Origin of the sequence: Colwellia echini (genome assembly GCF_002843355.2) — a bacterium.
Lineage (GTDB): Bacteria > Pseudomonadota > Gammaproteobacteria > Enterobacterales > Alteromonadaceae > Colwellia > Colwellia echini.
Window position 1 is genome coordinate 636,132 of the sequence record NZ_PJAI02000001.1, and the last position, 14,206, is coordinate 650,337.

Consider the following 14,206-nt stretch of genomic DNA (forward strand, 5'->3'; position numbering starts at 1 on the left):
AAAATTATAACAAAGTAGTTACAGTTAAATTTTTGATAAGTATTTGTTATTTATTAACCATATTTATTAGTTGTTGAAAATATTGAATATTTTCGTTTGAATAGTTTAGGTATTACTATCGTTTATATGAGAAATTAAATCATCCATTAGTTTTCGTTTGATTTCTAATTGGTCTTCGGGATTTAAATGATACTTTTGAGCAAGAACCTCATAGTCGCTAGGCGCCAAACTGACCGTTAAGCGAGGACGTTTTGGCTTTTTGCTAATGGGTAAACCTAAAATATCACGTATTTGATCTGAAGGACTTAAACCTGCTTCGAGCGCTTGTTTACGGATTGATAATTGAATTTTTTCATCCATATCAAAAGCAACTTGTACCGCTTTAATTGCTTTAACTGATGATTGCCATTTCTCTGGTATTTTCCTAGTCATAGAGTTCTCGCTACAGTAACTTTTGGTAAGCTAATAGTAATTAAATGAAATTGTAATTAAGTATTTGGTTTGTGTAAAATGCCTAGCTTCCAGGGTACATATCAACGATATCGCTAAGCGGTCTAAATAACGTTAAGCAAACTTCGGTATCGCCATCTTGCCAAACTTCCACATCAACCCCTTTACTTTGATCTTCATTGTAAAGACTGTAAAGCTCGAACTGCTCACCACTGTCTTTACCTTCATAAGGTGATAGGCTTTCACTACGATGATCTTTACGATGAAAAAAACCAACAGTGGCAAATACGCTTTGCTGATATTGGTCGCTACTCCACATTTTGGTTAGCTCAGTGTCTGATTTTTTCTCAAGAAATGCTTCGCCAGGCTCATCAAAGACTTGTGAAAAGTTATCTAAGTCAAATAAAGTTTCCACATCTTCATGTTGAATCTTTAATGTTAGTTTAAGCTCGGTAATATCATCAACTTCTAATGATAAAAATATTTCGAGGTGGTTACTACCAAGTAACGCCCACTCGGTTTGTACCTTGTGCTCAAATTCGTAGCTATTAATGGCTTTTACTTGAAACTGTTGTCCGCGTAATGTCTCAGGTAAGGCGAAGCTATCAGTTAGAACAACAATATCGCCAACCAGCAATTGAGAAACCTTTGTTAGTTTTCTTGGTGTATCGGTTGATTTAGAAAATATTTTTTTTAAAAAATTCATAGGATTACCTGAATTAATAGACAATTATAAGTTAATGGTTCGAAGCTAAAATATTTACTAGGTCGAGTAGTAAGTTGATTAGTAGTGAGAAAACTACAATGTAATACAAATGAAAAAGCCAGTTAAATTAATTAACTGGCTTAATATTACTTGTATTTTCTATTTTTGTGCTTGTTTAGCTTTTAATCGTTCTAATACAGAGTTAGCACTATTGTCTTGCGCACCAATACCAGCCGCTTTTAATTGTGCTTGTAATGACGTATCTGAATCTTCAGCGGCAAGTAATTCGCCAGCTTTCATTTTATCATCAAACTTTTGTTGCTTAGCTTTAATACGTTCTAAAGAATCTTTAGCACTCAATAGCTTAGAGTTACTTGATGAGAAATTATCTGTGATCGCTGATGTTGCTTTTTGTACACTTTCAGTGGTTTTAACCATAGAAAGTTGACGTTTATGTTCAGCAACTTGACGCTCACTTTTCTTCACTAGATCTTTCAAGCGGGTAGCACTGCCGCTAAAGCTATCATGTGCTTGTTGTTGATCAGCTAAAGCACTTTCTAAGGTGGCAATTTTTTCTGCTACGGCTAACGCTAATGTTTCATCACCTTTTTCTAAGGCTTGTGCTACATAACCTTCATGTTCTGTAATCTCACGTGTTACACGGTCTATTTCACGTTTTGCTGCCATTTGTTCAGCCATAACGCCAGTTAAATCGCGTTTTGCTTTGGTTAAATGGTTTTCAGCATCACGAATTTCTTGTTCAAAAATACGGGTAGCATTGGCATCAATAATTGCTTCACCAGCTTCTGACGCACCGCCACGAATTGCGGTCATAATTTTTTTAAATATACTCATTATTAACTCCTAACTTGGGTATTAAAGTGATTACTAAATAGTGACTAAGTACTTCTTAGGTACAAAGTGTTAATTAAACTAGGTAATCACTCATATCATCAATTACTTCTACAGCATTGTTACTTAATACAGCTAATTCATGTTCAACATCGTCAAAACTTGAATTAATAGATAACGCGCCGAACACTACGTATTTATCACCAATCTTTGAAAATGATGATAAAGGCATAGGGATATTCATTTCTAACATGCTTTCATGCATTGCATTTAGGCTGTCAAGTTTAACTTCTTCAACATCCCATAAATAGGTGATGCAGATTATTTGATCTTCGGTTACCGAAACAAAAATAGGTAACTCTTCACGACCCAAAATACTAATTTGCAGGACGTCCACTTCGCCAGATATTGGTTGACAGTCAAAGCTCATTCCTGTGTCTGAATTATCTGCCAAGCTGTTTAAGTGATCGGCTATAGTATGAATATTCATGTATTTCCTATCCTTCCTTTCTTTAAGTAAAATGCAGATGACATATTATGTCGTCTGAGCTAAATTTAGCACTTTGACATATTATGTCAAGTGGTTTTTTAAAACTAAATGTGACTAATTGTTATCGATATTTTTTATTTAAGTAATTATTTTTAATTCTTTAGTTAGCGCAACAGCTTAGTTTTATCATTGCTATTAATTTAAACCTTGTTGGTCTTGCCATGCACTTTGATGTAATTGATAAATACTATGGCTACCTAAAATATTAATACCAATATCGTCTTTATGTTGATAAAAGTCATTAGGAAAAATAAAAGCCGCTTTTAATATAGGCAAGTTTAACCATTGATGCGTAATCGGTAATTGGTTTAGTTTGTTTAAACGCGTTAATGGGCTTGCGCCATTTTTCGATGCTATTGTCCAACCCCATTCGCCAAAACTTGGCACATTATCATGATATTGCTCTACATCAGAAAAGTTAGCTGCGGCTAAGGTGTTGCCAATAGCAATAAAAGAGTCTTTAGCATGATATGGGCTAGTAGATTGAATGGCAATTAAACCATCACCGGCTAACAATAAATTAAGGCGTGCATAGAAATTTACCGTATATAGCTTATTTAAATCAGGATGACTCGGATCGGGTAAATCAACAATGATCGCGTCAAATATGGCTCTTTCTTTAACTAATTCATTAATAGCAATAAATGCATCAGCGGTAATAATGTTAACTCGCTCATCTTGTAAGCTATTTTTATTTAAGTGCAAAATTTGATGAGCTAAACGCGAGTTTACCAAGCCATTGGGTTGTTTAAATATCTCGATTAATTCACCGTCTAAATCAATTAAGGTCACACTTTTAGGGTTGTACTTTAATACATCGCGCAAGGCTAAACCGTCACCGCCGCCAATAATAAGTATGTTATCGTGCCTAGCAGAGCCGGCCATAACGGGAGCTACTAAGTAATCATGATAAATATGCTCATCGATAGATGAAAATTGTAAGCGACCGTTCAAGTAAAAATTAATAATATTTTCTTGATCCAGCCCCATTTGACGCTCGGTAAAGGTCAGTTGTTGGTAGCGGGTTTTGTCGGTATGAACAACTTTATCCAAGTAAAGTAAGCTGTTCATTTGATTAAGCCATTGATTACCAAAATTAAACATTAAAACAATAATAAGCGCTAATAGTAGGTGTAAAGCTACAAAGGTTTTTCGCCAATTCAATTTTGACCAATAGCGAAGAATAAAAAATGCCCCTGCAATAAGGTTTAAACTCGCTGTGAGTGCCGCGGCTTTACTAATATCAATACTGAGTAAAAATATAACCCAAATAGCTGCGCCAATACCTGCGCCAACATAATCTGCGCCATAAATAGTACCTAAGTTATTAGCCAAATGAGCTTGGTGAATATGCTCGCGAATACGTGCAATGAGGGGGATTTCCATGCCAATGAAAAAGCCTAATATTACGCCAAAGAAGTAAGGGCTATTAAAGGCAAGCCAACTTAGTTGCTTAAATAAACCTCCTTGTGGTTTCATATCCGGTGGTATTGATAACATATCAGCAATCAATTGTGGAAACAGTTGGGTGACTGCAATTAAGCCACCAATAATTAAAATAGCAGAACTACCAATTAAGGCGATAATAAGTTCAAGCCAAACAAAGCCATTATAAGCACAGCGAACTTTTCTTGCGGCAAATGCACCTAAACCCATCGACACAATCATTAAACCAATCATGGTGTAGATGGTACTTTCCATTACACCTAAAACACGACCTGCATAATGAGACAGTAAATACTCATAAATAAGTCCACAACCAGCCAGTACAGCCATGGTTAAAATAAGTAGTATATCGTCGATTAAATGGCTTTTCTTTTGAGGCATATCGATGTTATCAATGTTGTTATAAGAGAGGGGAGGTTGTTTATACTAAAAGAAATAACCGCCTAAGTTAACTAAAGGCATTAGCTAAAGTAAGTTAGCTAGAGTGTTAACAAAAGGCGGAGATTTTAACTGTGTACTTGTCGTAAAGAATAAGCTTAAGTCATCAATGCGGTTAATATCATAGCGATAGCAATACTGGTCGCCATTTCAATACTGGCAACACCTATGTTGTGCTGTTGATCAACCTCTTCAACTAAGTTGATACCCCAAAGAACGATTCGTTTGGCAATAGCAGTAAGTATGGCAACAAGTAAAGTCATAATCACACCAATAATTAACCAACCTAGTAAGTTCATTACTAAAGTATCAGGATCATAAGTTAAAAAGTAGCTAGCCGCTGTTACTGCTAATGCGGTACTAATTGCTTGACCACTGTAGCGAATTGCTAAAGCAAGCTGGCCTTTGCTTAACGCTTCTTGTAAGCAGTCTTCTTGGTTATTGTTGGCGTATTGCTTTTCGCGCAAACGAGTTACGATAAGTAACATGGTTTGAGCAACAATAAAACCACTGGTAATGGCGATAAAAGTATTTAAATTTAAACCATCAACCCATAACAAGACTGCCCGAATAACGATGGCTGTAGCAATTGCACCTGCAGCATCAATAATGCCTATGGTTAAGTTCTTCTCTTTAATAAGCGCATTTTTGTTTAAATGTTGTAGCGCTACTTTGTCATGAATAAAACGTCCGACTTTAATGAGTAATAAACCGTAGCCACCATAAGCTAGCATGCCGATAGCTTCCATTGCATAACTTGGTGCCGCTTCACCTGAGATAGCGCCAGTAAGCACAATACCTAAGGCTAATATACTACCCGCAACACTAATGCCAAAAGCAAAGTTATCTTCTTTGGCTAACTCTTCAGTGCTATTGACCTGAGCACTAAGTCCTGAAAGAAAACGCATTGCTCCTAACAATAAAATGGCGATGGAAACGTCAATTGCCAAAATAGTTAATAATCGATAGTTAAAGTTGGGATCAACACCAATGAGTTCGATAAATGTATTCATAATTTTCCTGTCCTATTTTCTATTTATTACTTGCCGCGTCTAAAACCGCGAGAGGTATTGGTGCTTGAGTTTCTAAAACTTGACGTTTTACTGCTAGATTTACTGGCGTAACTGCTTTGCTTTACACTGTTGCTACGAAAACGGTTTGAGCTTGTTTGCGCCGTTTTACTCTGGCTAGATAAGCTTGATGAACCTGCTCGGTTTTTACTGTAAGGACTCGTAAATTTTTTGCCACTGTTACTAAATGATTTTTGAGTACGAGTATCAAGCGCTGATTGTTGCTTCAATTGGCTTGGTGAGCTATAACGCGTTCTACCGTAGTCATTGTAATAGCTGTAATTACGACGACTGCCCCAATCATTATAATAAGTACGTCGGCCAAATAAATCGCCCATCATAGAGTACATACCATACCACGCCCAAAATGACATGCCATTGCTACCTGTTTGCCAACTACCGTAGTTTGGATTGCCAATTAACTGCTCGCCAGTACCAAAATCCTGTGCGTTATTGGCTTGTTGGCTTTGGCTCTTAGACAATGAATTAACCCGTGGTAATTGACCATCAGACATGTCAGCTAATACGTTAAGGGGATCACTCAATGCATCGGAATAAAGAACAGGGTCTGCGGCTTGGTATATGTTGAGCAATTCGTTATACCGTGCTTGTGATGATTCAAACATCTGTGGTTGATTCTTAACCGTGTTAACTCGGTCTAATAACGCTTTGTACATAGGGCCATTAACGGTCGCATCTTTACGAAATTCATTAATTAATGGCGCTAAGTTACTTTTGCTTGCCATTACTCTATCGGCATATTGATTAATTAACGTAGCATTGCGAACTTGACCATTGTTAAGTGCTTGGCCTAGCTGAACAACGCGTTGCTCAGTTATAGGTAATTGTTGTTCTATTTGCTCTTTTACCGGATCACCACAGCCCGCTAGGGTTAGCGTAGTAATTATCAGCATGAACAATGAAAAGTGGGATTTTAGTAAGTGCATTTCTGCCATCATCTCCTTAAAAAGGCTAGGTTAACTTTCACACCCGTTAATATAAGCTAATTATGATTGTACATCGACAATTAATATTAGATACATATGTCTATTTGGGAAGTTAGATAGTTAAAGCTAATAGGGTTTACTCTTCAATAAGGTGCACTCTGTATCTAAGAATGAATGCGGAGCGCTCTCAATAACGACTACTGCACGTTGACGGTAACAGAAAAATATAGAGAGACCTGAATGAAAATGTCCCTCAACAGCTTTTGCCACTTGAAAAGTTGTTTTTAAAAGATCTTTTTCAATTCTAAACGGATCTTTAACGACATAATCTCGATTTAACCACCAAATTAACTCTATGCCTTCGTTTTCTGAATATTCAACGAGCTTTTGGTTTAAGGTTTCGCCTGTTCTAAAAGGTCTTGATTCTACACTTCCTTGCCAGCTTTTTTTGTAAGGGCGAACTATACGTTCTCTGGCTTGTAAAAGTTCTTCTAAACTACCTTGAGGATCAGATAAGTAAACAATATTATTGCGAATCTTAGGGCCTTTGCCATTCATATCGCCATGTAAATTAGCATAAAACTTTGATAATCCACGTGCTGCAGCGTTGTCAGATTCTCTGCCTTGCTGGTATTCTTCGATTTCTTTTTCGGTTTTTTTAGCTACAGTTGAATCTGAGCTAGCTTCGGTAACGGGGTTTTCAGCTGTATCTTCTGTTGACACTGAGGCGTCAAGCGAGAGTAATAAGTCTTGATTCGCAATGAAGCCCCAAGCTAAAACGGCAAGAAAAAGACCTAATATACTGTTACGTACCCAAAAACTCATTGTTTATCAATCCCATTTTTGTTATTAGTTTAATACCAGTTGAAATAATAAATCAATCACCTTCAAGTTGAATATTTATCCTCAATGATTTTGATCCATTCTTGGTTCCCATCACTTTACGCAAATAATTATTTTTATACAAATAACCTCAAGTATTATTGGTTAGAAATTATCAAATGATTATTTAATACAAAGAAGGATCACTTTCGTTTGGCCTAGTTTTAAAACGACGATGTAACCACATATATTGCTCTGGCTGAACCATTATCGCTTTTTCTAATTCTTGGTTGATTCTAGTTAAATCTTGCACTTCATTACCCGATGGAAAATTGTCTAAAGGAGCTGATACTTCCAGAGTATAACCACTGTCATCACTATTTCTGCGCGGAACCATCATTACCGTTTTAGTATTTTTCTTACTCGCAAAAATTAGTGTACCTGTTGTACTCGCTGTTTCTTTTACTGCAAAAAAAGGTACAAATAAGCTTTTATTGCGGCCATAATCTTGATCAGGTAAATAAATACAAGTTTCTTTATCATTTAACGCTCGTAATAACCCCTTAACATCGCGTTTTCCTAACATATATTTATTTGCGCGACCTCTGCCTCTATGTTGAAAAAACTCCATTAATGGATTGTTATGTGGGCGATAAAATATAACTAAAGGATTACTCATTCCTATTCCACGGGCGCCAAACTCTAAACATAAGTTATGCATGGCTAAAGCCAGTACACCATTTCCCGCAGCTTGTGCTTCTGTAAGATGATGAGCACCAACTACTTTTACTTTTCTTTTTACCCGCCAATTAGGCCACCACCAACCCATACCGGTTTCAAATAATGCAATGCCGGTATTTTCAAAGTTCTTGGCTAAAATATGTTGTATTTCTTGTTCACTTTTTTCAGGAAAGCATAATGTTAAGTTAGTTAATGCTACGTGTTTCCGCTTTGAGGCAAATTTTAGGAATAATCGACCTATAACTCGTCCCATCGCTAATTGAAATTTAAAGGGTAACCAGGAAATACAATAAAGAATAGTTACGCCTACCCAAGTTAACCAATATTTAGGTAATAAAAAAGACAACGTAAAGTTAGGCTGTAACATTTTATTTTTACTCAAGATATTTTCTCATTTGCATTTTATTCGAAGGATAAACAATTATACCCAAGATAGTTTGTTTTACACAATGAAGTTATTAACTGTAACGCTAATCAATAGATAGTTACCACTTTAGCGGTAATTTGCAGTAGAATAGCGCCTTAATAGATTAATAATTGGTATTTAGAGATTTTTTAATGGATGCAATGGTAAGCCATAAGATAAGTGATAATGAAATAGAGCTTATTATTGGAAATTCAAAAAGGAACTTTTCAGGTATTACTTCAACGATGTTGCAAGTGGTTAGTTATCAAAAAGAGATGATACCTTTACGTATTATGGGTAAGCATAATTTAACCGATCCTAGTTTGGCTATTAGTTTTTGGCAGGTTGCGAAAATGTGTAGGCGGCCCCTTAAAAACGGCAAGTATCGTATTTTTCATGCTAGGCGCGTAGATGAAATGATTCAAGGTGTGTTACTCAAATACCTTTTTAGCGCCAAAATAAAACTTGTATTTAGTTCTGCAGCACAACGTCGACGTGCTAAATTTACTTGTTGGTTAACGCGCCAAATGGATGCGGTTATTGCGATGTGTAATGCATCAGCTAATTATCTTGAAACGCCACCTAACGCGGTTATTTACCATGGTGTGAACATTAACACTTATAAAGCGAGTGCAGATAAACAAGCTGCCTGGCAATCGCTCGATGTACTTAAACCTACCCAGAAAAAAGGCAAATATGGTATAGCCATTTTAGGGCGAGTTAGAGAACAGAAAGGTGTTCATCTTTTTGTGCAAAGCTGTATTTCTTTATTAGCTAATTATCCTGATTATACTGCCGTTATTGTCGGTAGCACCGCAGCTAAACATAAAAAGTTTGAGCAAGAATTATGTGACAATATTAAAGCTGCAGGACTTTCTGAGCGCATTATCTTTGTTGGCGAACAGCACTTTTCTGATATTCCTAAAATATTTAGTAGTTTATCTTTAGTTGTTGCGTTAAGTAGAAATGAAGGTTTTGGTTTGACGGTACTTGAAGCAATGAGTAGTGGTGCAGCTGTGTTGGCTAGTGAAGCCGGGGCTTGGCCCGAAATTGTTCGCCAAGGTATAGATGGTTATGTTGTACCTATTAATGACTTAGCTGCTGTAAAAGAAAAAATGGCACTATTATTAAATGATGAAGCGAAATTAATTGAAATGGGTAAAGCAGGGAGGCAGCGTGTTGAAACACTTTACTCCGTTGAGCGAGAAGCTAAAGAGCTAACTGAATTTCTAAAAACATTAGTTTAACTTTACCAGTAATTTAATATCCACTAATAGCTAGTTATCATCTGCCAATTAAATAATAACTACTAATCTCGTCCTGAAATACATAAAAAGCCGTAAGCAACTAGTTGTTTACGGCTTTTTTTAATTCTAAAGAGCATAGTTCTTTAATTAACTAGAGCTCTAGAACATGAACTTTATAAATAAAAGCTAAACTTTATTTAGCTGGCATTAAGCCTGCATTTATCGCTGTAATATCTTCATCGGTAATTGTACCTGCAGCACGTTTTAATAATAAAACATTTTGAATATAAGCATAACGTGTTGATGACAAGTTACGCTTCACACCATATAAATTACGGGTACTGTCTAATACATCAACAATAGTACGTGTACCAACTTCAAAACCAGCTTCTGTTGCTTCAAGTGACTTAGTGGCACTTAATACTGATTGTTCATAAGCTTTGATTGCCGATATTGCTGTTATTACCGTGTTGTATGCGTTACGTGTAGTGCGAACAACTTCACGGTGCGTTAACGACAAGTCTTGACTGGCTATAACAAAATTATTTTGTGCTTGGCGTACTGAGCTCTGAATAGCGCCGCCAGAGTAAATTGGTACGTTTAAGTTTACGCCAAGGTAATAGCCATCAACGTTAGGAGCGTTAATTTCCGGTTGATTATTAAAAGTTGTGTCGGTATCCGCAGCATTGTAATTAGCAGCAAAATCTAACGTAGGATAATGACCTGCACGTGCAATATTGATTTGATCTTGAGCAATATCAATGCCGACTTTAGCGGTAATTAAGTCAAGATTTTTGGCTTCAGCAGTCGTTTGCCATTCATCAGCACTGCTTGGTACTGGAGTGCTAGTACTGAATCGCTCGGTGTTTAATACGCTAACACTTTTCGGGTAAACATTGGTTATTACTCTTACCGCTTCTTCTGCTTGTAAAATAGCATTTTCAGCACGAATTGCTTCGGTTACGGCGTTATCGTATTGAGCTTGTGCTTCATAAACATCGGTTATCGCTGTTAAACCTACAGAGAATCGTTGTTTGGTTTGTTCTAATTGTCGTGCAATAGCTTTTTTCTCAGCGTTTGCAAAAACAAGATCATCTTTTGAGCTGAGTAAATTAAAATAAACTTGCGTAACACGGGTAATCAAATCTTGTTTTGCTACTTGATATTGTAAATCGCTTTGATGTGCCGATTTTTTCGCATTATTTAAGCTTAACCAACTATCGTGGTGATAAATCTGCATATTCAGATTACCGCCGTAAGTTAAACTGCTATATTCACTATTACTGATTGAATTAGTCAGGGCTGTAAGCGGGGGGGTAGTTGGATAGGACTCTTGTTCGCCAACGGTATAACCACCCGTTAAATTGATTTGTGGTAATAAAGCAGAGCGTACTTGCTCTATATTTTCTTTAACGCCCATATACTGTGCTTGAGAAATTAGTATTACTGGATCATTTAATAATGCTTGTTGGTAAACCGTTAATAAATCATCTGCTTGAACTTGTGTACTGCTCATTGCAGTAGTAAGCGCTATGATGAGTGTACTGAATGTTTTTTTCATGAGTAAGGAATTCCTTAGCTGTATTACTCTTATTATCTAACTTTTGATAATATTTATTAATGTGTATCCTACATGGATTTTTCAATTAACCAAGTAGAATATCAATCATTTAGTATAACAAAGTTATTTTAAAAAAGGATGTACGATGAAAACCAATATAAATAAGCCGCTTTCTATGCTGAGATATACTCATGACCAAGTGTCGGTGCATTCGGTTGGCACAAAATATCAGGGCTTTTTTAAAATGAATGAGTACACATTACAGCATCAACTTTTTTCGGGCGAGCAAAGCAGCATTTTTACTCGTGAAATATTTGAGCGCGGTGATGCGGTTGTTGTTATTCCTTACGATGCTAAGCAAGATAAGGTATTACTCATCGAACAATTTAGACCAGGAGCAATTAGCATTGAAGCCATTCAAAAGAGCAGCGAAAGAGAAGCTGATAGTCCTTGGTTATTAGAATTTATTGCTGGCATGTTCGATGAAAATGAAAGCCCAATAGATGTTGCTATTAGAGAAGCAAAAGAAGAAACAAACCTAACGCTTAGTGAAAGTGATTTAGTACCTGTTATGCAATTTCTTCCGAGCCCCGGCGGTACGAGCGAAAGAATACATTTATATTTGGCGCATATTGACAGTGATCTCATTAATTCAGGCTCTGTTTACGGTTTACCTGAAGAAAATGAAGATATTCTCCTACACCTTGTTACGCGTACTCAAGCATTAGAGTTGCTAGCAAAAGGTAAAATCACTAACGCCGCCACTATTATCGGGTTACAATGGCTAGCATTAAATTATTCATCGTTATAAACGCCAAACGCAGAAATTAAACGCAGAAATTGATAGATGACATATTGATAGGGTATATAAGTTTTCATGAGTTTTTTTCCTAACAGGGCTTCAGTCAAAACAGCGAAAAAAAACTATCGACCTAACCTAGTTAGTTTGATGAGTTTGTGTGCCAATAATTACATGTTATTGCTAAAAGTATTAGCAAATAACAAAGCGGTTGGAGAGTCACGGCAATTTTTTATCAGTGATTTTCTTGCTTATACTGTTACCATCAAAGAAGTAACACGCTACACCGCGGTAATTAGTTTTGAACAAGACAGCTTAAGTCACTCTTTGAATAATATTCCAGATATTGTCGCCAATAGTTTACATCCACGGATGACTATTCGGTTATATCATGATGCTCGTATGGCAGAAGTACTGGCAACTCAGGATATAAGACAAGTAAAACCTCGTTATGACTATCCTAACCATAAAATGCACCAGCAAGATGAGAAACAGCAAACCAATCAATTTTTAAATGAATGGTTACATTTATGTTTGGACTTAGGACGAGTAAACATTGAGCTGTATTCGTAACGTGTATCACAGCATTTTCATTGTCATTTTTTTTACTAAGCATATAAAGCCAACGGTTGCTATGCGCGTGTTGGCATATTGCTTGATGTTTAATAAGGAATGTATATATGTACGCTAATGAAACTCAAGCATTTAAAGAGCTGCCAGTGGTTATAGCACAAATTACAGATTGTCATTTGTTTGCCGATAAAAGTGGCTTACATTTCGGCCAAAATGTTTACGCTAACCTAACAAAAGTGTTATTAGAGATAGCTGATAACTCAAGTATAAATTGTCTGTTTTTTACCGGTGACTTAAGCCAAGATCATAGCGAGAAGTCTTATCAAAACTTTGCTGATTGTGTCGATGAATGCGGTATCACTTTACCTGTTTATTATTTAGCCGGAAATCATGATGATCCTGTGTTAATGGCTAAGTATCTTTCAGGTACTCCTTTTCAAGCAAATAAAACAATTAATTTACAAAACTGGCAAATTCAACTTGTTGATAGTAAAACACAAACCCCATCAGGTTTGGTAAGTGAACAAGCGTTATCTACTTTGAAGAACGCAATAGCCGAAGATAAACACCAGTTATTGATGATGCACCATCACCCTATTGATGTGGGTTACTTTATCGATAAACATGGTTTACAAAATAAAGATGAGTTTTGGCAAGTCCTTGATCAATATTCAAATATAAAAGGTATAGCTTGCGGTCATGTACATAATGCTATGACACTAACTTCATCAACCAGGCAAGCTGTAACTCTACACACTTGCCCTGCAACATCAGTACAATTTGATCCAAACATAAAAGGTGTTGGTATTTTAGCACAAGGGCCCGCTTACCAACTTTTTACTTTGTATTTTGAAGGTAAATTAGTCAATGATGTTGTGCAGTTAGCATTTGTAGAAAATTAAATTAGGTGTTATCTCAGCGTTCATAATGAAAAAAAACATTCTACATATTCATGGCTTTAATTCTTCACCGTTATCTTTCAAAGCAGAGCAAACTCGACAGTTTTTAGCGAAAAACTTTCCTGATGTTGGCTTTTATTGCCCACAACTGGCTTCAAGTCCTGGTAAAGCGATAGCTCAATTAGAAAAAATTATCGAGGCGAATTCAGCAAACACGCAATGGTATTTTATTGGCTCTTCATTAGGTGGGTATTTTGCCAATTACTTAGCCGAAAAATATAATTGTTTAGCTGTGTTAGTCAATCCAGCGGTAAAACCCTATGAGCTACTGCATGATTATCTTGGTGAGCAAGTTAATCCGTATACCGAAGAAATATATCAAGTCACTGAAGAGCATATTCAACAATTGAAAATGCTTGAACAAAATACACCAACAATAGATAGTAAACAAAAAAATAATTACCTAGTTATGTTACAAACAGGTGATGAAGTGTTAAATTACCGACAAGCTGAAGAAAAGTATCAATATTGTCGATTAATAGTGCAAGACGGAGGCGATCATAGTTTTGTTGATTTTGATCATTACCTACCAATGATTAGCCTTTTTTTTCGATTGGCTATTGATTGAGCTAATCGCAAAACAAATAGCTCGCGAAATACGAACAATCGATAATTATTAAAACATAGCATTCAAAGTGT

At 36.3% G+C, this 14,206-nt stretch carries 15 protein-coding genes; 5 read left to right on the plus strand and 10 right to left on the minus strand.

Translation table 11 applies throughout. The features are described from left to right. Positions 1-105: 105 nt before the first annotated feature. From CWS31_RS02515 to lpxL, 9 genes are all read right to left on the minus strand, one after another. Complete coding sequence (locus tag CWS31_RS02515) at positions 106-432, minus strand: hypothetical protein (RefSeq protein WP_101343524.1); 327 nt, start codon at positions 430-432, stop codon at positions 106-108. A gap of 82 nt (positions 433-514) precedes the next feature. Next, positions 515-1,156, minus strand: a complete 642-nt coding sequence (locus CWS31_RS02520) for a hypothetical protein (protein WP_101343525.1) — start codon at positions 1,154-1,156, stop codon at positions 515-517. Between the two features lie 159 nt (positions 1,157-1,315). Further along, positions 1,316-2,011: a PspA/IM30 family protein gene (locus CWS31_RS02525; RefSeq protein WP_101343526.1), complete on the minus strand. Its 696-nt coding sequence runs from the start codon at positions 2,009-2,011 to the stop codon at positions 1,316-1,318. 73 nt (positions 2,012-2,084) lie between these two features. Next, positions 2,085-2,498, minus strand: a complete 414-nt coding sequence (locus CWS31_RS02530; RefSeq protein ID WP_101343527.1) for a YjfI family protein — start codon at positions 2,496-2,498, stop codon at positions 2,085-2,087. Positions 2,499-2,693: 195 nt separating this feature from the next. Continuing rightward, complete coding sequence (locus tag CWS31_RS02535; protein WP_101343528.1) at positions 2,694-4,385, minus strand: polyamine aminopropyltransferase; 1,692 nt, start codon at positions 4,383-4,385, stop codon at positions 2,694-2,696. Between the two features lie 155 nt (positions 4,386-4,540). Further along, a complete protein-coding gene (locus CWS31_RS02540; RefSeq protein ID WP_101343529.1) occupies positions 4,541-5,455 on the minus strand; it encodes a DUF350 domain-containing protein in 915 nt (304 codons plus the stop codon). Positions 5,456-5,481: 26 nt separating this feature from the next. Continuing rightward, a complete protein-coding gene (locus CWS31_RS02545) occupies positions 5,482-6,459 on the minus strand; it encodes a hypothetical protein (protein ID WP_211355776.1) in 978 nt (325 codons plus the stop codon). A 126-nt stretch (positions 6,460-6,585) separates the two neighbouring features. Further along, entirely contained in the window at positions 6,586-7,284 is a 699-nt protein-coding gene (locus CWS31_RS02550; protein WP_101343531.1) for a TcpQ domain-containing protein, read from the minus strand. 184 nt (positions 7,285-7,468) lie between these two features. Next, the gene (gene lpxL / locus CWS31_RS02555) at positions 7,469-8,389 is read right to left on the minus strand and encodes an LpxL/LpxP family Kdo(2)-lipid IV(A) lauroyl/palmitoleoyl acyltransferase (RefSeq protein WP_101343740.1); all 921 of its coding nucleotides are present in this window, start codon (positions 8,387-8,389) and stop codon (positions 7,469-7,471) included. A 191-nt stretch (positions 8,390-8,580) separates the two neighbouring features. Here lpxL and CWS31_RS02560 point away from each other — a divergent pair, with 191 nt between their 5' ends. Continuing rightward, positions 8,581-9,675, plus strand: a complete 1,095-nt coding sequence (locus tag CWS31_RS02560; protein WP_101343532.1) for a glycosyltransferase family 4 protein — start codon at positions 8,581-8,583, stop codon at positions 9,673-9,675. 193 nt (positions 9,676-9,868) lie between these two features. On the opposite strand, the gene tolC is transcribed toward CWS31_RS02560, so the two are convergent. After that, a complete protein-coding gene (tolC, locus tag CWS31_RS02565) occupies positions 9,869-11,236 on the minus strand; it encodes an outer membrane channel protein TolC (RefSeq protein ID WP_101343533.1) in 1,368 nt (455 codons plus the stop codon). Between the two features lie 145 nt (positions 11,237-11,381). Between tolC and CWS31_RS02570 the strand changes: the two genes are divergently transcribed. The 4 genes from CWS31_RS02570 (at position 11,382) to CWS31_RS02585 (ending at position 14,135) form a co-directional block, all read left to right on the plus strand. Beyond that, positions 11,382-12,047 carry an NUDIX domain-containing protein gene (locus CWS31_RS02570; RefSeq protein ID WP_101343534.1) on the plus strand — a complete coding sequence of 222 codons (666 nt, stop codon included), beginning with the start codon at positions 11,382-11,384 and terminating at the stop codon, positions 12,045-12,047. 66 nt (positions 12,048-12,113) lie between these two features. Next, positions 12,114-12,608, plus strand: a complete 495-nt coding sequence (locus tag CWS31_RS02575; protein ID WP_101343535.1) for a DUF1249 domain-containing protein — start codon at positions 12,114-12,116, stop codon at positions 12,606-12,608. A gap of 107 nt (positions 12,609-12,715) precedes the next feature. Next, on the plus strand, positions 12,716-13,510 hold the full coding sequence (locus CWS31_RS02580; protein ID WP_101343536.1) for a metallophosphoesterase: 795 nt from the start codon (positions 12,716-12,718) through the stop codon (positions 13,508-13,510). 25 nt (positions 13,511-13,535) lie between these two features. Beyond that, positions 13,536-14,135, plus strand: a complete 600-nt coding sequence (locus CWS31_RS02585; protein WP_101343537.1) for a YqiA/YcfP family alpha/beta fold hydrolase — start codon at positions 13,536-13,538, stop codon at positions 14,133-14,135. The last annotated feature ends 71 nt before the right edge of the window (positions 14,136-14,206 follow it).